Consider the following 23,384-nt stretch of genomic DNA (forward strand, 5'->3'; position numbering starts at 1 on the left):
CCACGACAATGATCTCGGGAGCCGTCCGACTATCATCGCAATTGAGCGATAGAACCAATCCCAGTCCTGCGACGTTAACCGACCGATGAAAGCGGGGGGCGGCACGATGGGTCCGAAGGGGCGACACGCGATTGTCATCGGCGGCGGCGCGAGCGGCGCCTTGATGGCGTTTCAACTCTTGAAGACCTCTCCGCCCGGTCTTCATGTCACGCTGATCGAGAAGCGACCCGAGATCGGCCGCGGCCTTGCCTATCACGCGGGCAATCCCGAGCATCTCCTCAACGTGCGCGTTTCAAACATGAGCGCGCTGCCTGACGACCCCGGGCATTTCTGGGAGTGGCTGTGCGCGCGGCCCGGTGGGGCCGATGTGTCCTGATCCCTACTGCTTCGTTCCGCGGCAGAGCTACGGGGACTATCTCGCCGACCTGATCGCGCCGCTGACATCGCACGACGAAAGGCGGGGCCTCACCATCATCCAGGGTGAGTGCATCGCCATTCGCGAAACGCCGTCCGACGTCGCGGTGACGCTGGCAGACGGAACGCTACTGACCGGTGCCATCGCGATTCTCGCGACCGGCCATGACGCCGCGGCGTCGCGCCTGCCCGGCCATGTCGATCCTTGGATCGCCCCAGCCGACGCCGGCATAGATAGCAACGCGACCATGCTGATCCTCGGCACCGGCCTCTCGATGGTCGATTACGTGCTGTCGCTGCTCCGCCATGGACACCGGGGGCAGATCGTCGCCCTGTCGCGGCGCGGACTACTGCCGAGAGCCCACCGCCGCATCGATCCGATGCGTCTCGCTGAGAGCGAAATCCCGTTCGGTGCCCGGATCGGCGCCCTGCTGCACTGGTTTCGCCACCGTATCGAAGCACACGTCGCCGAGGGCGGCGACTGGCGCAGCGCGATCGATGCCATCAGGCCCTACACCCAGCGGCTCTGGCAGGAGCTGCCGCTGGAGTCACGGCGCAGATTCCTGGAGCACGCCCGCGCCTGGTGGGACGTCCATCGCCATCGTACGGCGCCCGAGGTGGAGACCCGCATCGCGGAGGCGCTGGCGACCGGTCGTCTGACCGTTGTCTCCGGCAAGCTCGCCACCGTTACGCCGAACCAGAGTGGTGTGCACGTCAGCTATCGTAGGCGCGGCCAGAGCGATCTGTCCGAGCTTCAGGTCGGAGCGATCGTGGACTGCACGGGCATCGTGAAGGACCCAGGCGCCAGCAACAACCCGGCGGTGCGCAGCCTGTTCGACAATGGCCTTTCGCGGATCGACCCGCTGCGGATCGGCATCGAGGTCACGCCGGACTGCGCCATTGTCGATGCACATGGGTCTGCGTCGCGCCGTCTCTACGCCGTCGGCCCGCTCACGCGGGCCGCATTCTGGGAGATCATCGCCGTGCCAGATATACGACAGCAATGCGTAGAGCTTGCTTCCCGGCTCGGAAGCGATGCTCTTAGTTGAAGAGATCCGGCTCGGCTTCCGTGATCCAGTCCCAAAGCGGCTGGAAGCTGAAATAGCCGCCCTTGTGGTGTGGATGCCGTGGAAAGCGAGTTCGGTAATGGAAGAGCGGCTGCGCTTTGTCGCCCGGCTTCTGGATGGGGAAGCCATGACCGAGGTCTGCCGGGAGTTCGGCATCTCCCGCAAGACCGGCTACAAGATTTTCGATCGCTACAAGAAGCACGGGATTGAGGCGTTGAGCGACCGCTCCAGGCGGCCGATACGCTATGCCAACCAGCTTCCGCCACAGCTCGAGACCCTGATCGTCCGGCTGAAGAGCGAGAAGCCGCACTGGGGCGTCCGCAAGATCCGCGAGCTGCTGGTGCGTCGGCTCGATGGCGACATCAAGGTTCCCGCCAAAAGCACCATCCACGCGGTGCTCGACCGCTACGGCCTCGTCAAGCGCGGCGGCGGGCCGCGCCATCGCGCGCGCGGCACGCCGCTGTCGCAGGGCACGCTTCCCAACGATCTGTGGTGCGCCGACTTCCAGGGCGAGTTCAAGCTCGGCAATGGCCGATACTGTTATCCCCTGACCGTCACTGACCATGCCTCGCGCTTCCTGCTGCTCTGCGGGGCGCTCGATTCCACCCGCGAAGATCCTGCAATTACGGCTTTCGAGCGCCTGTTTCGCGAACGCGGTCTGCCGCTTGCCATCCGCTCCGACAATGGCGTGCCCTTTGCCAGTGCCAATGCCTTGTTCAGTCGCTCAAAGCTCGGTGTGGTGGCTCCGGCTCGGCATTGCGATCGAGCGGATCACGCCGGCGGTCGTCAACCAGGCGATTGCCGCGGCCAAAAAGGCAACGGACAGCGGTCGAATAGCAGATTGGAACGAAACGGAGCAGCGATATCTGACCCTGCGCCAGCGCGGGCGATCGGTGCGCTGGATCGTGCGGGCGTACGGCCTCTCGCGCAAGATCGGCTCCGCCACGGGAATCCATATCGATCCGACCTATCTCTCGCTTCGAGACGCGCGCGAGAAAGCCAAGCAAGTCTATGCCGACATGGCCGGCGGCAAACTTGACGAGGCGCCTCCGGAGACCCCGCCGAAGGTGGTCAAGCCGCCCACCTGGACGTGGGCCGATCTTGATCGCAAGTCCCAGGCCATGATTGCCAAGCCGCGATGGATCAACCGACGCATGAAACCGGCGAGCAAAGGAACGTGTGACGACTACGCCTTGCGTTCGCCAAGCCATCCTACCAAGCGCTCCCCCCCTGCTTCTAACGGAGCTCAACAGGCCGTTGCTCAACGAAGCACGCAACGGCGTTGTGCCGCGAGATCCCGACAAGCGCGCCGGCGTACATCGGCAGCGCGAAAAGTGTGTCACCTATTTCCGCGCCGCGGTGTCTTGGGCCGCCGACAAGCATCCAGACGAATCCGGTCTCAACGTAGATGTCGACCGATGGTGGGAAAGGTCGACCGCCGGCGAGCCACGACCGGAAGAGATGGCGGAGATTACGGCCGGGCAAGCTGCTCGCAGCTTTCCCTCCGTCTATCGCATCGCCCTTCCCGCGCTACGTGCGGCGCGGACACTCGCGCCGCACGATAAGGAGGCAGTCCGGGTTCAGACCTACATGGCGCTCATCGCGGATGTCGCCGACACCAATCTGCTGCACCGGGGGCGGGCTGACGGGCTGCGTTTCGCGCACGCCAGCGCTTCGGCATTGTTTACCGTGGGCGGTGTCGGTCGCACAGGCTGGCGCGAACACGCCGACGGCATCCACCAGGCTTTCGTCGCGCGCAATCTCAGTCCGGGCGGCTCAGCAGATCTGCTCGCCATGGCGCTGCTTTTCGAGGCTCTCTTCGTCGATCGGCTGGACCCCTGATGCTTGCGCTGCTCTACGGCGGACAAGGCACCTTGTCGGACAAGATCTTTGATCGCCGATCAGCCTGCCGCGGAACAGGTCTTCGCCGCCGCAACCGCCTGTACCTCCAGAAGCTCGAACTCGGCGCCGGTAAGCGCAATTTTCGTCCCTACCGGATCACGCAGCTCGCGCAGGCGAAGGTCGATCAGCCAGCCATTGCACGACAGCCGCTTCTGATGACATTGCCCAGCCCGTGGCCTGGCGCCTGCGCAATTCCGGCGTCTCAGGCGTCTTTGCGACGATAACGACGGCGATGGTGATCGTCATGCTGGTGATCGGCATTTTCGGGCCCAGGACCCGCGAGCAGATGGCCGCGTGACCAGGTGCCGGACCGCGAGCAGGCCGGCATCGCATCGACAGAACGACGCGTGGTGCCAGCCCCTTGAATGAGCCCGCACCGGCATGCCCGAACTTATCCTGTACTCATCACCCGACATTTAGCCCATTCGTTCCGCCGCATACGATCCCGGCGAGGCCGGAAAGACGACCGTTTTATCGTCATTGACCAGCACCCGGCGATGGATGTGCGCGTGGACGGCGCGGGCGAGAACCTGGCTTTCGACGTCCCTTCCCAGGCTAACGTAGTCTTCTGGGCTTTGCGCATGCGTAACTCGAATCGTGTCTTGTTCGATGATCGGTCCCTCGTCCAGGTCCGCCGTGACATAGTGGGACGTCGCCCCGATGAGCTTCACGCCCCTCTCAAATGCCTGCTTGTATGGATTGGCGCCCTTGAAGGAAGGCAGAAACGAGTGGTGGATGTTGATTATCCGTCCGGACATCTTCTTGCACATTTCATCGGATAGAATCTGCATGTAGCGCGCCAGGATGATGAGCTCGGCTCCGGCCTCCTCAACGATGCGCATCTGCTGAGCTTCGGCGTCCGGCTTGTTTTCCTTTGTCACACGAATGTAATGGAAGGGAATGTCGTGGTTTACAACGAGCTTTTGGTAATCGAGATGGTTCGAAATCACGGCAACGATGTCGATCGGGAGCGCGCCGATTCGCCAGCGGTACAGAAGATCGTTCAGGCAATGGCCGAAGCGCGACACCATGATAACGACCCTCATTCGTTTCGACGCGTCGTGAATGGCCCACTTCATGTCGAACTGCTCGGCGACCGCCGGAAAGCCGTCGCGCAATGTCGATAGCTTCGCGCCTTCCTGCGAGAGGAAGCTCACCCGCATGAAGAAGCGGTCGGTCTGCGCGTCGTCAAATTGCGAACTGTCCGTGATGTTGCAACCGTTCTGCGCAAGAAACGTCGAGATCGCGGCAACGATGCCGCGCCTTGCCGGGCACGTCACGGTGAGGAGAAAATTGGCCATGAAGAGAACTCGAAGGGTTGCGGCTGTCGCCGGATGGTGAAGCGCTTGCGGCACTCAGGCCGTCAAGCCGACGGGTTCGGGGAGGTTTCTGGCTCGATGCGCCGCGGTCAGGGTATTGACGAGGAGACACGCGATGGTCATGGGACCGACACCGCCCGGAACAGGCGTGATCGCGCCGGCGACGGAAGTCGCCTCGCCGAAGTCGACGTCGCCGACGAGACGGAACTTTCCGCTACGTTCGACACGATTGATGCCGACGTCGATTACGGAAGCACCCGGCTTTATCCAATCGCCGCGGATCATTTCGGGCCGGCCGACTGCGGCGACGAGAATGTCGGCTCGCCGACACACCGACGGAAGGTCACGCGTTCGGCTGTGCGCAACGGTGACCGTGCAATTCGCTGCGATGAGAAGCTGCGCCAACGGCTTTCCGACGATGTTCGACCGTCCCACGATCACGGCCTCGAGGCCCGAAAGGTCGCCGTGGACCTCCTTCAGCAGCATCATGCAGCCGAGGGGCGTACACGGCACCAAGGCCCGTTGTCCGGTCCCCAGAAGTCCAACGTTGGAGATGTGGAAGCCGTCGACGTCCTTGTGCGGTGCGATCGCGTTGATGATGCGACCCGAGTTCATGTGTGGCGGGAGCGGAAGTTGGACCAGTATGCCATCGACAGCCGCGTCGTTATTCAGCTTCGCGACCAGCGCCAGCAATTCCTCCTCGGACGTAGCGGCGGGCAGCCGATGCTCGAACGAGTTCATTCCGACTTCGCGGGTCTGGCTGCTTTTGTTGCGCACATAGACTTGGGAAGCGGGATCTTCGCCCACGAGCACGACGGCCAGGCCACAGATGACCCCGTGCTCTTCGCGTAGCCTCGTGGCAGTGTCCGCTGCCCGGCGGCGGATCTGGGCTGCAGCGGCCTTTCCATCGATAATTCCACGTTTCATTACGCTGCTCCGATCAATTTGAACGAATGCCTGCTATCGGTGGGACGACCCGGGCTATTCTGCGCCGCCGTCTCGTACCGGCCCCGCACTCCGATGATCACTTTGAGACGGCCTTTCCGAGCCCGATGGCCCACTCCACGATGAGCACGATGCCGAGCGTGCCGAGCACGAGGAGCGCGGAGACCGCGGCGACGAGCGGATCGGTCCAGCTCTCCACGTAATGGTAGAGCGAGACGGGGAGCAGTTTGAGCTGCGTTCCCGCAATGAACAGCGAAATCACGACTTCATCGAACGAAACGATGAAGGCCAGCGCTGCCGACGCGACGAGTGCAGGCGTCATGAGCGGCAGAGTGATCTGACGAAAGACCTGCCAGGGCGCTGCGCCGAGCGTTCCAGCGGCATCCTCCACGAATGACGGCATGGTGCCGAGGCCCGTCATCAGCACTCTCAAGGCATAAGGCAGGGTAATGACCAGGTGCGCAATCACGACCCCGGGCCAACTGCTCACTAGGCCGTATCCGGCAAATATGACGAGGATCGCCAGGCCCAGGACGATGCTTGGAAGCAAGAGCGGCGCGGTAAACAGGGAAATCAAGGCGTCTTGCCCCCGAAAACTCCATCGCGTCAAGGCCACGGCAGCGGGCATCGCGACCACGAGCGTTATGACGGTCACGCAAGCCGCGATCAGCAGGCTATTCCGAAATGCCGTCACCATCTCTTCGTTGTGAAGAAGAGCGACGTACCACCTGGCACTCCAGGCCGATGGTGGCCAAGCGACATAAGCGTCGGCGGAGAATGATATGGGGAATACGAGGATCACCGGCGCAAGCAGAAACATCATTATCAAAATGATGCCCAATGCGTGAATGCCTCTCGCGATCTTTGGCAGCACGACCGAGCCCCCTACTCTACGATCTTGGAGAGTTGCCCGTAGAACAGCAGGGCTGTTCCGAACACGATCAGAATCAGGACCGACAAGCACGCAGCAACTGGCCAGTTCAACGTGACGATGGCCTGGTCGTAGATCTCGGTTGCCAGCAGCGCGACCCGCCCGCCTCCCAGCATCTTGGGCGTAATGAAGCTGCTCACCGCGAGAACGAAGCAGAGAAGGCATCCCAGCAGAATTCCCGGCATGCTGAGTGGGAGAACAATCCGGCGGAATACGGTAAAAGGGCCGGCTCCAAGCGTCTCCGCGGCCTGCTCCAGTGTTGCATCCAATTTTCCGAATCCGGAGAGAAGCGACAGTATCATGTAAGGCATGAGGATTTCGGTCATGCCGATGATGACGCCCAGCTGATTGTTGATCAACCGCGGCGGCGTCAGGTTGAGCGAACGCAACACCGCCGGCAAGAAGCCCTGGTCGCCGAGGATCACCATCCAACCGTAGGTACGCACCACGGCCGAGATCAATAGCGGCGAGATGCAGAGCACGATGAGAAGCGCCTTGGCCTTTGTCGCACGGCTGACGAACAATGCGAGAGGATAGGACAGCACCAGCGTGACGAGCGTGATCAGCGCCCCGATCCAGACCGTTCGCCACAACATCGACCAGTAGTATGCGTCCGAGATCAATGAACTCCAGGTCGACAGATCAAAACCCTCATTCATCGCTCCCGTAGCCGCCGCACTGCGGAACGACATGGCTGCGAGATTCGCCACGGGCGCGACGAAGACCAGGATGTTCACGAGAACGATCGGGAGCAGGAGGGCGGACAGCAACGATCCCCCTCCGCTCTTTGCGTCGTTCGCTTCGAGCGCGGAAACGGTCATCCCGTCGCCTCCGAGGAGAAGGTAAGAGTGTCTCGCGTTTTCCATCGCAGCGTAACGGAATCGCCGGGCTGAAAGGGATCCGTCGCCGAGCTCGTGGCCTTTTCAACCTGCAAGAGACCAGCTGCCGTCGCGACCGCATACTGGAGCGTATCCCCGACGTAGGTGATGTGTCGGATCGTTCCGACAACGATATTCTCCTCCGGCGAGCCCACACTTGCTTCACCGGCCGCTTCGAGATCGATGCGATGAGGGCGGATCATGATGAGGACACGCCCCGCGCCAGCGCTGGCGTTCGCGCGGATGAGCGAGTCGCCGACTGCGATGGCGCCGTCGTTACGCCATTGTCCGTCCAATCGGTTGATGCGCCCCACGAACTCGGCCACCATCGGTGTGGCCGGCCTCTCGTAGATATCGAGGGGAGTTCCGATCTGCTCCAACTTGCCGCGGTTCATCACGACGATCCGGTCGCATATTGCCATGGCTTCCGTCTGATCGTGCGTGACGAAGACGGTGGTCATCCGCAGGCGCTGTTGTATCTCCCGGATCTCGTTGCGCATGTTGTCACGCAGTTTCGCATCGAGATTCGAGAGAGGCTCGTCGAGCAGCAGAATATCGGGCTCCACCACCAGCGCCCGGGCGAGGGCGACGCGCTGTTGTTGGCCGCCTGAAAGTTCGCGGGGCTTGCGACCCGCGACGCCCTCCAAACGAACCATCGCGAGCGCCGATGCGACCCGCTTTGCGATATCCGGCTTTCTTATCTTGCGCATTTGCAGTCCGAACGCGACGTTCTCCGCGATGGTCATATGCGGGAATAGAGCGTAGGACTGGAACATCACTCCCATGTTGCGTCGGTAGGTCGGCAGGCGGGTGACATCCTGACCGCCGACCTTGATCTTACCCGACGTCGCCTGGACGAGGCCGCTGATCATCCGAAGGGTCGTGGTCTTGCCGCAACCGGACGGGCCCAATAGGCCGAGCAACTCGCCCTGCCCGAGCGAGAAGGACAGATTGGCCACCGACGGCGCCAAGTGACCGTATCGCTTCTCTAGTGATTCAACCTCTAGATACAATGTCTTCCCGTCACTTGCGTGACGCTCCCGCGGTGCCGATCCTGGAACGAGATGCCTAACTGCGGCTAATAACGTTCCTGCGCCATTGCTCGGTGATCTTGTCCCTGAACTTGGCGACCTCGATCCAATCCACATCGATCATTCGAGCCATCCGCTCCGGCGTGGTAGCGGTCCGTTTCCGCGCGTCCTCGGAAATTGATGCGTTCTTGTTCGTTGGAACGTAGGAGAGCTCTTCAGTGAACCTCGATTGCGTTTCCCCGCTCAACGCGTATGACATGAACTGGAGGGCCGCCTCGGGTTGCTTGGATCCGTTGACGAGATTGATCGTGTTGATCTGGGAGATCGAGCCTTCTTCGGGCATCGCGGCCGCCATGCGATCCGGATTCTGCTTCGAAACAGTCTGCGCTCGCGCATTGTATCCGACCCCCAGATCGACGACCCCGTTCGCCACCGCCGCATAGGGATTGGGCTTGGGATCCCACGTCTGCACGAGGGGCGCCATCTCTGCCAGCAGTTGAATTCCCTTGTCTATCGACTGGCGATAGTCACCACCTCCGGCCAGCTTGTTGGCAATCAGCGTCAGTCCAACCCCCACCAGGTTCGGGGGAGCATCGATTGCGATGCGACCCGCATGCTTCTTGTCCCAAAGCTCCTTCCATGATGTCGGCGGCGTTGGAAACTTGCCAGGGGCATACATCAGGACGAGCGCGTCGAACGTCACGGCGGGACCAGGCACGCCCTGGATCAGGGCCGAGGGGACCAACTCCTTCATTACCGGCAGCTGCTCGGCGGTCACGGGCTTGTAGATGTTTTCGTCGCCGCCGGCCTTGGCGACCACGACGTCCATGATGCAGACGTCGATTTGAGGCGCCGCCTTTTGCGCTCGCAGCATCCCGAGGTTTTGGGCAGACGTCGGCATTCCCATGTAGTCCACGCGGATGCCGGGATTTGCCTTCATGAAGGGCTCGATGACGGTTCGCTTGTAGATGTCCTCGAAGATATCGCTATAGGCGGCGACCGTGATCTTCCTTTCCTGAGCACTTGCCTTGCTGACCCATGGCGCGGCCACACCCAGGGCGCCAAGAGCCAGAACCTTGCGTCGCGTCAAATTCGGCATGGAATTCTCCTGTCTCACGTTGAACAATGTATGGTCACGCCCGTCTTCGGAGTCTTGTATGTCTCGCCTGCCCAGACCTCCGGGCAGGCTTCCTGCCGCGCTCAAGACGCTTTGGGATAATATCGTTTCACGAATTCCTCGGAGAACTTACCGGAAGTGAGGTCTTCCTGGATTGCTGTGGCGAGCCGCTCGGCCGGCGGGCCATAGCCACCCGCTCCTGCCGTCTCGAGCACTGCAACAGCATCGGGCTCCAGAGGCACGCAGCAGGCTTTGGCGGCAAGCTCCGTGACCTGACCGGCATCCGAGCGAACGTAAAACCGTCCTGTCGAGCCGTCTTCGCCACCGAACAGTCCCCAAGGCTTGTGCACGAAGCGTTCGCCGACACCGTTGAACTCGCAGACGTGACCGATCGGCCGAATGGTGCGCCGGATGCCCAGGCCGCCGCGGAAGCGCCCCGCACCACCGGTGTTTTCGATCAACGAGTATTCCTCGACGCGGAGCGGGTATTCGAGCTCGATGGCCTCCACGGGCAGGTTGGAGGTGTTGGTGATGTTGACCTGGACGCCGTCCTTGCCATCGAAGGTCGCGCGCGCCCCCATGCCGCCGCCAAGCGTTTCGAGATAGACGTAGAGCTGGGCGGTTCGAGGATCTATGCCTGCAAACACGGCGCTGGTGTTTGCACCGTTCGTGCCCGCGACCACGCGGTCCGGCACCTGCTCGGCCAGGGCGCCGAATACGCAGTCGACGACGCGTTGACAGGAGTTGGCACGCAAGGCGACCGCGGCCGGAGCGATGCAGTTCACGAACGAACCGAGCGGCGCCTTGATTTCGATCGCATCGAAGATGCCCTGATTGTTCGGCACGTTCGGATCGAGCAGGGCCTTGAGCGCGTAGCACACCGCCGACTGGGTCGCGTTGAAGACCATGTTGAAATTGCCGGGGACCTGCGGATCGCTGCCCTCGAAGTCGAAGAGAATACGGTCGCCGGTCTTCTCGATCTTCACCGCGATCTTGATATTGTCGGTGCCCGCGCCGTCATCATCCATGTAGTCGGTGAAGGCGTAGACACCGTCAGGAAGCGATGCGATGGCTTTCCTCATCCGCTTTTCGGTGCGTGCGATCACCTCGGAGAAGATCGCCGAAATCCGGTCGCCGCCATGCTCGCGCAACATGTCCTCGAGCCTGGCAACGCCCAGCTTGCAGGCCGCGATCTGGGCGTTGAGGTCGCCCCGTCGCTCCTCCTCCAGACGCATATTGAGCAGCAGGAGGGTCAGCAGATCCTGATCGAGCACGCCCTTGGAATAGAGCCGCATGATCGGAATCCGCAGCCCTTCCTTGTAGATCTCGTTGAGACCTCCCGACATCGATCCGACCGCCGCGCCGCCGACATCGGCGTGGTGGATGATGTTGGCGACGAACCCGATGAGGCGATCGCCCTCGAAAACCGGCATCGCCATGTTGATGTCCGGAAGGTGCGTACCTCCCGCAACGTGCGGATCGTTGGCGATGAAGACGTCGCCGGGGTGGATATCGCTGCCATATCGGTCCAGGATGAACTTCGTCAGTCCTCGCATCGATGCAAGATGGATCGGCAGCGCCATTTCCGCCTGCACGACCAGCCTGCCCTGCGCATCGGCAATGGCCGTGGAATGGTCATGGCGCTCCTTCACGTTGGTGGAGAACGCGCTTCGCATGATGCTGATGAAGCATTCGTCGGCAATCGACTTCAGCCCGTTCCAGGCGATTTCCAGCGAAATCGGGTCGATCACGATCTCAGACATTGTCGATCTCCATGATCATGTTGAGGGCGGCATCGACCGTGATCGCGGCCCACGGCGGAATCACCGTGGTCGAGTCGAGCTGCGTGATAATGGCCGGGCCCTTGATGACGGTTCCAACGGGCAGGCCGGAGCGGTCGTACATCGGCGTCGAAACGGGCCCCGCTTCGTCGAACCAGACGTCTTTGGTATCGGACGGCTCGAGCTTTCCGGCAGGATTTTCCGTCACCGACTGGCTCTGCGGCAGCTTGGCGATCGTCCGAAGCCGGACGTTCACGATCTCGATCGGTGCCTGCTGGTCGTAGTGGCCATAAGCCCTCAAATATGCCGCGAAGAATGCTGCGCGCAGCTGCTCGGCATCCGGCAGGACCGGAGCGCCCGAGCCGCTTGCGACCTCAACGGCAAGCTCGTAGTTCTGGCAGACATACCGCATGTCCAACGACAGGACGAGACGGGTTTCGAGAGCGCCCTCGCCTTCCTGGGCAAGCCAACCCTCTCCCTGCTTCACGAGGTCCGTGACGACGCTTGCGGCGGCCCGCATGTCCCCACCGACACGAACCCGACAGCTCGCGACGAAGTCTTCCTGCAGATCCGACATGATCAGACCTTCGGCGCACAGAATTCCCGGAGCACGTGGAACGATGATGCGCTTGATGCCGATCGAGCGCGCGACATCGGCGGCGTGCAGCCCGCCCGCGCCGCCGAACGGCATGAGGACGAATTTGCGCGGATCGTATCCCCTTTCGATCGTCACCGCCCGAATGGCGCGGACCATGTTGGATGTGACGATCCCGACGATGCCGAGCGCCGCCTTTTCGACGCTGAGCCCGAGCTGGGACGCGATCGGTGCAACGGCCTTGACGGCAAGGTCACGATCGATGGTCATGCCCCCGCCGGTGAGCGTTACCGGCAACCGCCCGAGAATGACGTTGGCATCCGAGACGGTCGGCAGCGTGCCACCGCGGCGATAGCAGGCCGGTCCCGGCACGGCCCCGGCGCTTTCGGGCCCGACCTTCAGGAGCCCGTCACTGCCCGGCCGAGCGATCGATCCGCCGCCCGCGCCGACCGTGTGAATGTCCACCATCGGCAGCCGAATCCTGAAGCCCGAGATGTCGCGGGTGCTCGCGATGGCGGTCTTGCCGGCCTGGATCAGACAGACGTCCGTGCTGGTTCCTCCGATATCCAGGGTGATGATATCGGGAATGTCAGACATCGCGCCGGCGCCAGCCGCACCGACCGCCCCCGCGGCAGGTCCCGAGAGCGCGGTGCGAACCGGAAATTGCGCGGCCCTGTCGACCGACATCAATCCGCCGCTGGACTGGAAAATGCCGAACTCCGCGTTGGGCGCGACCGTCGTCACCTCGAGCTTCAGGCGGTTCATGTAACGCCCGACCTCGGGCTGAAGGAACGCATTGATCAGCGTGGTCGAGAACCTTTCGAACTCGCGAAACTCCGGTTGCACCTCGCTGGAAACCGAGACGAACATGTTCGGGAATGCCTCACGCAGCGCGGTGGCGATCCGCTTTTCGTGCGTGGGATTGAGGAACGAAAAGATCAGACAGACCGCAACGCCCTCGATCTCCGGCTGTCTCCTCAACTGCGCCACCAAGGCGTCGATCGAAGTATCGGATAGCTCGCGGACGACCTCACCGGTCGGGCCGATGCGCTCATCGATCTCGAAACGAAGCGCCCGGGAAGCGAGTGGCTGCGGCGCATCCAATTGCAGATCATAGATGTGCGGCCGAACCTGGCGGCCGATCTCGACGAGGTCGCGAAAGCCCTTGGTTGTGACCAGAGCGACCTTGGCGCCCTTCCGCTGAAGTAGTGCGTTGGTCGCGACGGTGGTCCCGTGCGCAAAACGCGTGATGGCGCCTGGATCGATCTCGTACTTCTCGGTCAGCTCGCGCAATCCTTGCAGGACGGCTCGCGAGGGGTCGTCCGGTGTCGAGGGCCTTTTGTGAATCAGGACGCGGCCTGTCGTCAGATCTCTGGCCGAAAAGTCGGTAAAGGTACCGCCGACATCGACACCGACGACCCAGTTTGGATTTGAGCTGTTCTGCTGAAGCATTGTCGGCCTGCCTATCCGCCCTACCTTGACGTGAATGCTTGAATCGTTGCGGCGTCTGCCCAGGGGCCATCCTCGCAACGCGCAATGGTCGATGACGATTTCATCGAGGCTGCATGACCCGGAGTCCCGTTTGGCGTGCCTGTCGTAGGAATTGCCATTGTCTCTCTCAGCTGTTGACGATTCCGCTGGACGCCAGAATACGCCGCACCGACCCCGCGGCTGATTTAGGAGTGTAGGCCCCCGTCACGCCGCCAAGGGAATGCGATGCGACGGAGAAGTCCCAAGCGAAACCTTGCCCCGAAACCTGAATGCGATGACGCATCTCGTCAGTCCCGGGCTTGGCTACGACGATGCTCTTGGTCCGGTCGAAGCCGATGCCCGCGATTGCGATGGCGGCATGCACGTTCACGTTCCTCGGAAATTTCCGGCAGGCTTCCCGGGCGCTCCCCTCGAAGACAACACCAGAGACGCCGGTCTCAAGGCCGAGACCCGCAGCGCTTTTTGTCGTGGTGATCGTGACGTCTTCGATGCTGTCACGCCCATCGACGAACCCATCAAGTCCCAGGATCGCGCCGTGAGGCAGGAAAAACTGCGTGCCGTTCGCGCGGCAACTTTCATCGACGGCGCGCTCGACTTCGGGTCTGGCAAGGGCGGAGCAGCTGAACCCGCAAAGATCGGCAGACTTCAGCACGCGCGGCGCGACTGCCGCAAGCACGTCGGCGTGGGCCGCCTCCAACACAAGGTCGACCGGCCGCGCCATTGCTTCGTCGAGATCGGACACCAACAACGCCGGATCAACGCCCTCGACGTCGCGCTCGGAAGCGGCCTTCTTGCCGGACACGAGGACGTACGCGATTTCGGCCGCTCGGGAACGAGCAACTTCTCGATAGATGGATCTTCCGATCAGGCCCGCGCCGATGATGCCAATCTTACGGTACTTCATCACGAGTAACCTGTCGGTAGGAGCGGACCACCCGCCCGAGCGCTCATGTATGGCGATACGCTTCACGCACTCCGCGCAACACGTCGAACACGATATCGGTCGATCAACGCAGCGACCCGTTCCACCGCGGCGACGGCCGCTTCGTGATCCTGCGAGTAATTGAACCGGATGCTCCCGAAACTGTGCGGGCCGAACTCCACTCCCGGAGTCACCGTGACGCCGGCCTGCAACCGCAAGGCGCGGACGAAATCGATCGGGGCAATCGTCAGCTCGGGAAGCCTTGGGAACAGATAGCTGCCACCCTCGGGCTTTCGCAGCGCAAGTCCGTCAACCTTCCCGAGGATAGCGATCAGATCATCGCGGATTGCCTGATGCCGCTGAATGCGGTCACGCATCCAGTCGTCCGGTTCGGCAAGCCAGACGTTCAGAACGGCCTGGCTGTAGCCTGCCGCGCGCAGTGATACGATGGCTTGCAGCTTGGCCATGCGCTCGACGATCGAGGCCGATCCGAAAGCCACGCCAAGGCGAAAGCCGCTGAGCGACTCGGTCTTTGACGGCCCCATGATCGCAATCAGATTCTCGCGGGCTAACGATTTGGCGCGGAGATGGCTGTACGCCTGTCCGGCGTAGAGCAGGCGCGAGTACAGCTGGTCGACAATGACCGTCGCACCGAACTTGCCGGCCAATCGGGCGATCGCGTCAATCTCGTCATCCGAGTAGACGACGCCCGTCGGATTATTGGGATTGGAGAAGACGAGAACCCGTGCCCCGTCCCTGAATGCCGACTCGAGCTGGTCGAGGTTCAAGCCTGCCCGGCCGGCCGCTCGGAGATAGTCGAGCTCGACCGGGACGAGGACGCCGTCGAAGAAGCGGACGAGTTTCCGGTTGGCGAAATAGTCCGGCTCGACCACGGCGACCTTCGTCCCCGAGGCGACCGTCGCCCCCATGGCCAGAAACAGTGCGCCCTGCGTTCCGGGCGTCACGATCAGGTCCTCGGTGGCCGAGAGGGGCGCACCGGTAAAGATACCCAGCCTCTCCGCAACGGCGCCACGAACCGCGGCGTCGCCGAGATACTCGGTGTAGGCCTGGGATCCGCCGCGGCGATAGCCTTCCAGAAACGCCTCGAGCGCCCCCGGAGCCGGCAGGAACGCATCTACGTCGCCGTGAGAAAAATCGACCGGCCTGCCTTCGATCACACCGCCGAGAAGGGCACCGTCAGCAGCTTGCGCGGTGAGCCGAACCTCCTGGCCCGGAGCATTTTCGGTTGCGAGCTCGGCGAATTTTCTCTGGATCGAATTCATCATACGCTCGCCACCGTTGCCCATTGATCCGCCAATCGCTGACTGCTAGTTGGGCATCGCACACTCAAGCACGTGGGCCCTTTTTGCCGCGAGGATCAACCCATCCCTAATCGGTAGTACTTGCTTGATTACGCTCCAAGAAATAAAAACTGGCTCAGTGACCCTGTTTTCATTTGGCGGCGTTTTGGATGAGAAACTTGCCTCCTCTGAGCGGGCTTCAGGCGTTCGAGGCCGCAGCGCGGCATCTGAGCTTCACGGAAGCCGCAAAGGAGCTGAATTGCACACAGGCCGCAGTCAGTCAGCGTGTACGCGGGCTGGAATCCTACCTTTCGCGGCAACTGTTCGTACGCAGGCAAAATGGACTGCAACTGTCCGAGGTGGGCGAAGCCTACCTTCCGGGCGTCGCCGAAGCACTGAATCTCGCAGCTGCAGCAACCGAGGGGCTGCGCGGCAAGAATGTGCCGCGCACCGTGACCTTATCGGCTCCCCTGTCGTTCGTTACCTTATGGCTTGCCTCCAGGCTCGACGGGTTTCTGAGCCAAAATCCGAATATCGAGATTCGCCTGAACAGTGCGATCTGGACTGACCCGAACGCTGACCTGGCCGACATCGTCGTGGAAGTTCGCGACGCCTCGGAGCTGGACGCCGACACTCCTCGTCTACCTAATGAGACCCTGGAGCTCGTCTGCGCGCCAGCATTCATGCGATCGCTTTCCACGATCGCGCTGCAAGATGTGCTGAACTCATCGCGGAAAATATTCGTTCAGGGTCGACACAATGTCTGGCAGCGCTGGGCGACCAAGCTCGGCATCAACCTGGAAGGCGACGTTCCCGCGCTGAAGGTGGACAATTCCGCGACCGGGCTCGAGGCCGCGGCCCAGAACCTCGGCTTCGTCGTTACCTACTCTTCCTATTGCGAGCCGTATCTGAAGGACGGGCGCGTCGCGACCTGGAGCAAGGCCAAGGTTCAGACCACGCTTTGCCTCGCCCTCACCGGCTCGCCCGACAAACCTTCGTGGCATCCCGCGCACAAGGTTTTTGATTGGCTCAAGCAGGAGTTTCAAAAAGGAACGTCGACCCCGTAGGTCCCGCGGCTCAGTTACGCAGCACCCAGCTCCTTCAGGCTCGACATCATGAAATCTGCCGAGGCCACGTCGAAGAACAAGTCGAAGCCGTGATCGTTGGTGCGGTCGGTACGTACGAGGATGCAGTCCATCTGCGCCACGCGGGTCTGCACCACGCTTCGTAGCGGCAATCGATCGGCATTCAGATCGACAGGGCACGTCTTTGCGAGAAATTCCGCCACGTTGGCTCCATGGACGTGGAACCATGCCCAGACCTCTTCTCGCCAGGCATTGAAGCCTTTGCGCTCGCGGCCGTCGGATTCCCATTCTGACCGCAACGCAGCCAGAGAAGCCGACTGCCCGACGGATTGAGGGAGGAACAAATAGTCCTCGGCTCCGAGACGAACAAGGTCGAGCTTTCGCGAGGCAACCGGGGCAAGCGAATTGACCGGCTCTGGCAGCGGAATCGCCTTGGACCTCAGCCAATCGCTGGCGCCCCTGCCCTTGATGCCGAAGCGGGCATACCGGGTCAGATCCAAGACTTCGATCGGCCCTTCGCCCTTCCTCTCAGGCACGACCGTCGTCCGGACGAGTGTCGCATCGATGGAAGAAGGAATGCCATCCGAATGTTCGGCATACACATCGCCGAGCGGTGTCCGCCGACCTGCCGCGAGAACAGCCATATCAGATTTCCTGCCGCTTGTTTTCGGGGTCGAAGAAGTGCGGAGAGACGATGCGAGCTCGTAGCTGCGCGCCCTTCCGCGTTTTGATCAGCAAGCCCCTGCCTTGCTCGGCCAGATCGGCCGGCACGAAGGCGAGACCAATCCATTTCCCCAAGGTCGGCGACAGGCAGGTCGACGTGACGTGACCGACCGCCTCGCCCTGCTCCAGGATGAGGCACGCTTCGTCCGGCCTGTCCTGCTCAGACGATGCAAGCTCGAACCCGACCAGGCGACGCCTGGCGGGAAGACGGCGAAGCAGTTCGGTCGACCTCTTGCCGATGAAGAAGGGCTTCTTCATCGCGAGCGCCCACGCCATTCCCAGCTCGTCCGCGGTGCTGACGGCATCGGTATCCTGACCAATGATGATGTGCCCCTTCTCCAGACGCAGGATTCGCGACGCTTCCAGGCCGTAGGGTCGCAGTCCAAGCGGCTTGCCGGCTTCCATCAGAGCATCCCACAAGGCCTCTCCATAGGATTGAGGCGTGTGCAGTTCGAAGCTCAGCTCGCCGGAGTAGCCAATGCGCATGATGCGGACGGGACAGTTCGCGATCCGGCCGATGCGCCCGCCCAGGAAGGGCAGTTCTTCGGAGGAGACATCCATGCCGCCTGCCGCCTCGAGAACCTGCCGGGCGAGACGTCCGGTGAGGTTAAAGGCCGCAAAGCCGGCGCTTACGTTGTGGATGTCGACGTCGAGCCCCCATTGAACGTTCTGCCAGCACATGTCGGCATAGATGCGATCCACTCCGCCGGTCGTCGCTGTGACGTAGTAGTGATCCGCCGCCACCCTGAAGGCCACGCCATCGTCGATGACCGATCCCATCTCGTTCAGCGTCAGGCAATACCGGACCCTGCCGACGGGCTGCTTGGCGTAGTTCATCGAACAGAAGCGATCGAGCAACAGCCCGGCGTCCGGTCCGCGCAGTTCGATCTTGCCGAGGGTCGAGACGTCGAGGATGCCGACGCGCTGCCTGACGCGGTTCACCTCGTCGACAATCAGTGCATCGGCGGATTTTTGGTCGCCGTAATACAACGGGCGCCACCACGCTCCCACCGGCGTCATCTTCGCACCGGCCTCGACGTGACGATGATGGACCGATGTGTAGCGATAACGGCTCTGCTGAATCCCTGCGAGGAGCCCGAGTTTTTCGGGGCCGAATGGCGGCCGCGATGTCGTGACGCCGATATCGGCGACCTTGCGCTTTGTGGCACGCGCTACGATGCGGGCCGTGGCGAGAGCCGAATGACGGCCTTGCGACGGCCCCATTCCGACCGTCGAGAAACGCTTCACGAGCTCAAGCTCGTCGTAGCCGGTGCGAACCGCGTTCTCGATGTCCTTGACCTGGAGATCCTCGTCGAAATCGACGAAATCGCGCCCCTTGGAATGCCCGACAAGGGGAAGCTCGAGGCTGCTGAGACTTCGTTCCTCGTCCTCGGGCACCTCGATTTCACGCGAAGGAAGACCCAGTGCCTGCACGGCGTTCCCACCTGCCTTGCGTCCCGCCGCGAGAACCGAAGGAAGGGAAAAATTGCCCGCGACCGATCCGGCCAGCGTCAAATGCGCGGGAACGTTGGTGAGCGTAAACTGCGCCGTGCCATCGTCGTAGCTCAATTTCGCACCCGCCTGCAAAGCGAGCTGATAGGTCGGAGTATAGGCGCAGGACACCGAAAGAAGGTCGCAATCGATCCAGTCCGACGTATCCGCGTCGGCGCGCGTGATCCTGGCGGCCTTGAGATGCTTGTTGCCCGCGGTGCCTGCGGCCGCTGCTATCTTGGCGTTGAGGATGATCCGCACGCCTTTCATCTCGAGCTCTGCGGCGAATGAAGCGTGTTGCTGCGTGGCGCGCGGATCGACGACCGCCGCCACCTCGACACCGGCCTCCACGAGGTCCAGCGCCACCCGGTAGCCGTCCCGGTTGCCGGCGAAAACCAACGCGCGCCGGCCCGGCTTCACGGCGTAGTGTCGCAACAATCGTTGTACGGCCGATCCCAGCACGATTCCGGGAAGGTCGTTGTTGCGAAACGGCACCGGCTGGTCGAGCGAGCCGGTGCAAAGGATGACCTCCTTCGCACGCACCTTGTACAGCCGGTTCGCCGTAATGACAGGAATCCAGTTGTCGGCATACCAGCCGTTCGCGACGGCATTGGTGAGAACATCGATGCCGGGATGCGCTTTGATCTGCCGTCTCAAATCGCGCAGCAACAGCGCGGTGGCCTCCAGCTTGTCGTCGAACCGCGCATAGGTCAGCGAGCCACCGAGCTCAGGGTTCTCGTCCACCACGAGGACGCGCGCACCCGCCTCCGCAGCCTCGATCGCGGCCGAAAGGCCGGCGGGGCCGCCGCCGACGACCAGAACGTCGTAGAACAGGTTCTGCTTTTCATAGCGGACTCGGGGAGCGGAGGTATCGACCCTGCCGAGACCGGCCTTTTTTCTGATGAGCGGCTCCCAGAACCGGAGCCAGCTGCTCTTGCCCGGACCGAAAAACGTCCTGTAGTAGAAGCCGACCGGCATAAACCGGCCGAGCCGGTCGAGGAGCGCGTCGCGATCATTTTCGAGCGACCCGTTCACATTCTGCGCTGTCGCTTCGAGGCCTTCGCGGAGAGGATGGACGTCCGCCAGGACGTTGGGTTCTCCGGCGACCTGGACCAGCGTATTGGCGTCCTGCCCCGCCATAGTCATGACGCTTCGCGGCCTGTGATATTTGAACGACCGCGAGATGAGCCACTGTCCCGAAGCGACGAGCGCGCTTGCCAGGGTGTCACCGGAGAGCCCGCGAAATGTCCTGCCTTCGAATTTGAAGGTCAGGACCTGGCTTCGATCGATACGGGTCCCATATGGCAGGGGCAAACGCGGAATCATGACTTGTTCTCGATGCGAGAAAGCTCGCTCGCGCTGTATGTCGTGATGATTTCGTCGGTGACGGTGTGTCGTTCGGCGATGAAGTAGTAATTCGAAGGCGTGTGTCGCCACCACTCGCGAATGATCCCAGCCTTGTTCTCCTGGTAGAATAGGTAGTGGCACCAGGCGTCATCGCTGGCCGATTGCGCATCGATGGCGTCGTGAACGGGCCCGAAGCAGGTGAACTCGCTGATGTTTCGTGGCCCGTTCAGCGGGCAATTCATGATTTTCATCCAACAGATCCTAGTGGCTTGCCGCCGTCGCACCCATTTCATTTATGAGAGCCATCGTCTCGAAGCGGCCAAGACTGAACGGAAGCAGGATGTCCGCGACCCGCTCGTTCGCGACGGTCTCGGCAAGGTATTTTCCGGCAACGGGCGTCGCCTTGAAGCCCCAGGTGCCCCAACCGCAATCGAGCCAATAGTTCTTGAACGGACTGGCGCCCATGATCGGGGTGTAGTCCGGCGTCATGTCGGTGATGCCTGCCCACTGCCTCAGCAGCTTCACGTTATGCAGGAACGGGAATAGCTGCACGGCGCCGTGAGCCAGTTGCTCTTTCAGGTCGAGGGTCGAGCGCGTCGAAATCAATTGATACGGATCCGAACCGCCGCCGATTACGATTTCGCCGCGGGAGGACTGCACGAGATACGTATGCAGATTGGCCGAGGACACCAGCGTGTGGAGGAACGGCTTCAGCGGCTGGGTTACCATGGCCTGCAACGGGAAGCACCGAATGGGCATATCTATGCCCGCCAATTTCGCAACGTGCTGATTGGCCCCGCCCGCTGCCTGGATCACGTGTCCGACGCTCACCGTTCCGCGGCTGGTTCTGATGGACGACACCTTGTCGCCGAACGTGTCGAAGCCGAGCACCTCGGTCCGCTGGTGGATTTCCACGCCTCGCTTGGCGGCCTGCGCCGCGTAGCCCCATGCGACCGCATCATGCCGTGCCGTGCCGCCGTCCTCGTGCCAGAGGCCGCCGAGGATCTCGTGCTGACCGCCTTCATCCATGTTGAGATGAGGGCAGATCTCCTTCACCTGGCGCGGATCCACCACCGAAATCCGCGTTTCATGGTGCTTGCCCATCTCGGCCCGCAGATGGAAGGATCGAAGAGTCGCCTCTGAATGCGCGAGCGTGAGCTGGCCGCGTTGCGAAAACATGACGTTGAAATTCAGCTCATGCGACATGTCCTCGTAGAGTGAAACGGCCTCCTTGTAGAAGCGTATCGATTGATTTGTGATGTAGTTTGAACGAATGGTTGTCGTATTACGGGCCGTGTTACCTCCCGCAAGGTAACCCTTCTCCAGAACGGCGACGTTATGGATACCATGATACTTGGAAAGGTAGTGGGCAGCCGCCAAGCCATGCCCACCGCCGCCGACGATGACCACATCATAGCGGCGCCTCAGATCCGGCGTCCCAGGAATCTCGCGGTGCGGAACGTAGTCGCGTTTCAGCCCATACTTGAGCAATGTGAGAGGCATAGCGTGGGGCTGCCTTCGTTTAGCATCATGATTGCTTGAGCCCTATGCTTCGCCTTCTTCGCCTGGCTCATCAAGCAACGTTATCTGGATCGCTGACCCCGATTATTTTTTGCAAGGGTGCCGGGGCCACGTCAGTTGCGACCTGGCGCTCGAACGCAAGAGCATATTTCGGGCTGAGAGCTCTGGCGAGAAGGGAGATCCGACTACGCCGGGTCATCCATGGCACTTAAGCCGCCGTCGACGCTGTGGAATCCACAAGAGACGCGTTTGCACCACCAATCGATCGCGTCCAGAACTGGCGCGCAGGCCGCTTGAATTTGGATGTGTCGCGAACGCTCGGTCATCGACCACCCCGTCAATCAGCGGGCGGGAACTTGCGTTCTTGCGACTGATATCGTCCGAGCTTTGCGTGGTCGCGTCAACCTCTCGAGCTAAGAGGCCGCAGGGAAGGCCGGGTGCCGGGTGGCACCCGCGGTCCGCCGCTATGCGACCGATGGATTTCACACGATCGCGATGGCCTGCGAAGCTCGGTTGCCTCCAGATCCTGGAACCGATCGGCAAGCCCTTAAGCGCAATTCCGTCTCTGTTCAGATAACTTGCAAAACCAGCTCACTCGAACCGAGTGCTTAGTGCGTGGCGTCCCTGGGTTCAAAAACTGAGGGACGCCTCGCTCACTCATCATTTATGAAACAGCGGCCGCTTAGGCACCGACTGCTCGTCAGGCCCCCTTGCCACTCGCCCTGATGCGGTCGAGCAACCTCGCTGTTCAACCACTTGCCCCCGGGCGACCGTCGTTCAGCCATTTCTGATATTCGAATCTACTCTCATAGGTAGCCGGAAACAGCCCATAGATGGATCGGCCACGCCGAAGATGCATGGCAACGAAGACTTCGTATTCGGCAACACGCACTGCTTCTTCAGCGACCTCGCGAACCACACCACGCGGGATTGCAACGACGCCCTCACCGTCGCCCACGATGATGTCGCCGGGATAAATTGGAACGCCGGCACAGCCGATGGGCGTATTGAATTCGACCGGATGCAACCAAATCGGCGTCGCGGGACCAGAACTCTCCAGTTCGAAGCATGGCAAACCGCTCGAACGGATACCCGGCGCATCGCGAAAACCGCCGTCAGTCACCACACCGGCCACGCCACGCATTTTCAATCGCAATGCCATCATGTCGCCCATGCACGACGCACGGGAGTCATTTCCCGTGCTCATTATCAGCACCGAATCAGGCGGACATTCTTCGATTGCGCGCCGATGAAGACTATCATTTCGCGAATATAGGTCCATACTGTCCACATCCTCGCGCGCGGGAATCCAACGCATTGTGAAGGCCGGGCCCACCATCGGATCTGTAGTTCCAGATACAGACTTCAACCCAAGCAGGAACGTGTTGCGAAACCCCCGCTTCAGCAAGACATTCGACAAGTTCGCAGCACCGCAACGGCCCAGCATCGCCCGCAAATCGGCTTCGAGTGGAACGATCGGAGAAACATTAAACGAGGTCACGCGCTTGCTCCACCGACGCGAT

At 61.7% G+C, this 23,384-nt stretch carries 20 protein-coding genes and 1 pseudogene; 6 read left to right on the forward strand and 15 right to left on the reverse strand.

What is annotated here, in order from left to right; all coding sequences use genetic code 11:
• Positions 1-106: 106 nt before the first annotated feature.
• The 5 genes and pseudogenes from K289_RS52915 (at position 107) to K289_RS53185 (ending at position 3,607) form a co-directional block, all read left to right on the forward strand.
• Positions 107-376: an FAD-dependent oxidoreductase gene (locus tag K289_RS52915; protein ID WP_256380034.1), complete on the forward strand. Its 270-nt coding sequence runs from the start codon at positions 107-109 to the stop codon at positions 374-376.
• Complete coding sequence (locus K289_RS46250) at positions 366-1,463, forward strand: FAD/NAD(P)-binding protein (protein WP_256380035.1); 1,098 nt, start codon at positions 366-368, stop codon at positions 1,461-1,463. The genes K289_RS52915 and K289_RS46250 overlap by 11 nt, the downstream gene beginning before the upstream one ends.
• A gap of 73 nt (positions 1,464-1,536) precedes the next feature.
• Positions 1,537-2,260, forward strand: a pseudogene (locus K289_RS46255) (helix-turn-helix domain-containing protein); the annotation flags it as partial.
• A 478-nt stretch (positions 2,261-2,738) separates the two neighbouring features.
• Positions 2,739-3,323 carry a triphosphoribosyl-dephospho-CoA synthase gene (locus K289_RS53180; protein ID WP_371260892.1) on the forward strand — a complete coding sequence of 195 codons (585 nt, stop codon included), beginning with the start codon at positions 2,739-2,741 and terminating at the stop codon, positions 3,321-3,323.
• The gene (locus K289_RS53185; RefSeq protein ID WP_156918355.1) at positions 3,323-3,607 is read left to right on the forward strand and encodes a hypothetical protein; all 285 of its coding nucleotides are present in this window, start codon (positions 3,323-3,325) and stop codon (positions 3,605-3,607) included. The genes K289_RS53180 and K289_RS53185 overlap by 1 nt, the downstream gene beginning before the upstream one ends.
• 192 nt (positions 3,608-3,799) lie before the next feature.
• Here the strand turns inward: K289_RS53185 and purU are convergent, their stop codons facing one another.
• From purU to K289_RS0135400, 10 genes are all read right to left on the reverse strand, one after another.
• Positions 3,800-4,684: a formyltetrahydrofolate deformylase gene (gene purU / locus K289_RS0135355; RefSeq protein WP_027555762.1), complete on the reverse strand. Its 885-nt coding sequence runs from the start codon at positions 4,682-4,684 to the stop codon at positions 3,800-3,802.
• Positions 4,685-4,738: 54 nt separating this feature from the next.
• Positions 4,739-5,629, reverse strand: coding sequence for a bifunctional methylenetetrahydrofolate dehydrogenase/methenyltetrahydrofolate cyclohydrolase FolD (gene folD, locus K289_RS0135360; RefSeq protein ID WP_027555763.1), 891 nt, complete (start codon positions 5,627-5,629; stop codon positions 4,739-4,741).
• Positions 5,630-5,726: 97 nt separating this feature from the next.
• Positions 5,727-6,521: an ABC transporter permease gene (locus K289_RS0135365; RefSeq protein WP_245284085.1), complete on the reverse strand. Its 795-nt coding sequence runs from the start codon at positions 6,519-6,521 to the stop codon at positions 5,727-5,729.
• Between the two features lie 11 nt (positions 6,522-6,532).
• Entirely contained in the window at positions 6,533-7,399 is an 867-nt protein-coding gene (locus K289_RS0135370; RefSeq protein WP_027555765.1) for an ABC transporter permease, read from the reverse strand.
• On the reverse strand, positions 7,396-8,415 hold the full coding sequence (locus tag K289_RS0135375) for an ABC transporter ATP-binding protein (protein WP_245284086.1): 1,020 nt from the start codon (positions 8,413-8,415) through the stop codon (positions 7,396-7,398). The genes K289_RS0135370 and K289_RS0135375 overlap by 4 nt, the downstream gene beginning before the upstream one ends.
• 109 nt (positions 8,416-8,524) lie before the next feature.
• Complete coding sequence (locus tag K289_RS0135380; protein ID WP_245284087.1) at positions 8,525-9,691, reverse strand: extracellular solute-binding protein; 1,167 nt, start codon at positions 9,689-9,691, stop codon at positions 8,525-8,527.
• Complete coding sequence (locus K289_RS0135385; RefSeq protein WP_027555768.1) at positions 9,688-11,367, reverse strand: hydantoinase B/oxoprolinase family protein; 1,680 nt, start codon at positions 11,365-11,367, stop codon at positions 9,688-9,690. The genes K289_RS0135380 and K289_RS0135385 overlap by 4 nt, the downstream gene beginning before the upstream one ends.
• Complete coding sequence (locus K289_RS0135390) at positions 11,360-13,432, reverse strand: hydantoinase/oxoprolinase family protein (RefSeq protein WP_027555769.1); 2,073 nt, start codon at positions 13,430-13,432, stop codon at positions 11,360-11,362. The genes K289_RS0135385 and K289_RS0135390 overlap by 8 nt, the downstream gene beginning before the upstream one ends.
• A gap of 166 nt (positions 13,433-13,598) precedes the next feature.
• A complete protein-coding gene (locus K289_RS0135395; protein WP_035687011.1) occupies positions 13,599-14,375 on the reverse strand; it encodes an aspartate dehydrogenase domain-containing protein in 777 nt (258 codons plus the stop codon).
• A 62-nt stretch (positions 14,376-14,437) separates the two neighbouring features.
• The gene (locus K289_RS0135400) at positions 14,438-15,676 is read right to left on the reverse strand and encodes a pyridoxal phosphate-dependent aminotransferase (RefSeq protein WP_027555771.1); all 1,239 of its coding nucleotides are present in this window, start codon (positions 15,674-15,676) and stop codon (positions 14,438-14,440) included.
• Positions 15,677-15,864: 188 nt separating this feature from the next.
• Here K289_RS0135400 and K289_RS46265 point away from each other — a divergent pair, with 188 nt between their 5' ends.
• Entirely contained in the window at positions 15,865-16,761 is an 897-nt protein-coding gene (locus K289_RS46265; protein WP_051311128.1) for a LysR family transcriptional regulator, read from the forward strand.
• A 14-nt stretch (positions 16,762-16,775) separates the two neighbouring features.
• On the opposite strand, the gene K289_RS0135410 is transcribed toward K289_RS46265, so the two are convergent.
• The 5 genes from K289_RS0135410 to K289_RS0135430 form a co-directional block, all read right to left on the reverse strand.
• Positions 16,776-17,423, reverse strand: a complete 648-nt coding sequence (locus tag K289_RS0135410) for a hypothetical protein (protein WP_027555772.1) — start codon at positions 17,421-17,423, stop codon at positions 16,776-16,778.
• 1 nt (position 17,424) lies between these two features.
• Positions 17,425-20,319: an FAD-dependent oxidoreductase gene (locus K289_RS0135415; RefSeq protein WP_156918356.1), complete on the reverse strand. Its 2,895-nt coding sequence runs from the start codon at positions 20,317-20,319 to the stop codon at positions 17,425-17,427.
• A complete protein-coding gene (locus tag K289_RS0135420; RefSeq protein WP_027555774.1) occupies positions 20,316-20,591 on the reverse strand; it encodes a sarcosine oxidase subunit delta in 276 nt (91 codons plus the stop codon). Before K289_RS0135420 ends, K289_RS0135415 begins: the two co-directional genes overlap by 4 nt.
• A gap of 10 nt (positions 20,592-20,601) precedes the next feature.
• Entirely contained in the window at positions 20,602-21,843 is a 1,242-nt protein-coding gene (locus K289_RS0135425) for an FAD-dependent oxidoreductase (protein ID WP_027555775.1), read from the reverse strand.
• Between the two features lie 766 nt (positions 21,844-22,609).
• A complete protein-coding gene (locus tag K289_RS0135430) occupies positions 22,610-23,362 on the reverse strand; it encodes a dimethylmenaquinone methyltransferase (RefSeq protein ID WP_035686987.1) in 753 nt (250 codons plus the stop codon).
• Positions 23,363-23,384: the final 22 nt, after the last annotated feature.

This window comes from Bradyrhizobium sp. Cp5.3, from assembly GCF_000426265.1.
Classification (GTDB): domain Bacteria; phylum Pseudomonadota; class Alphaproteobacteria; order Rhizobiales; family Xanthobacteraceae; genus Bradyrhizobium; species Bradyrhizobium neotropicale.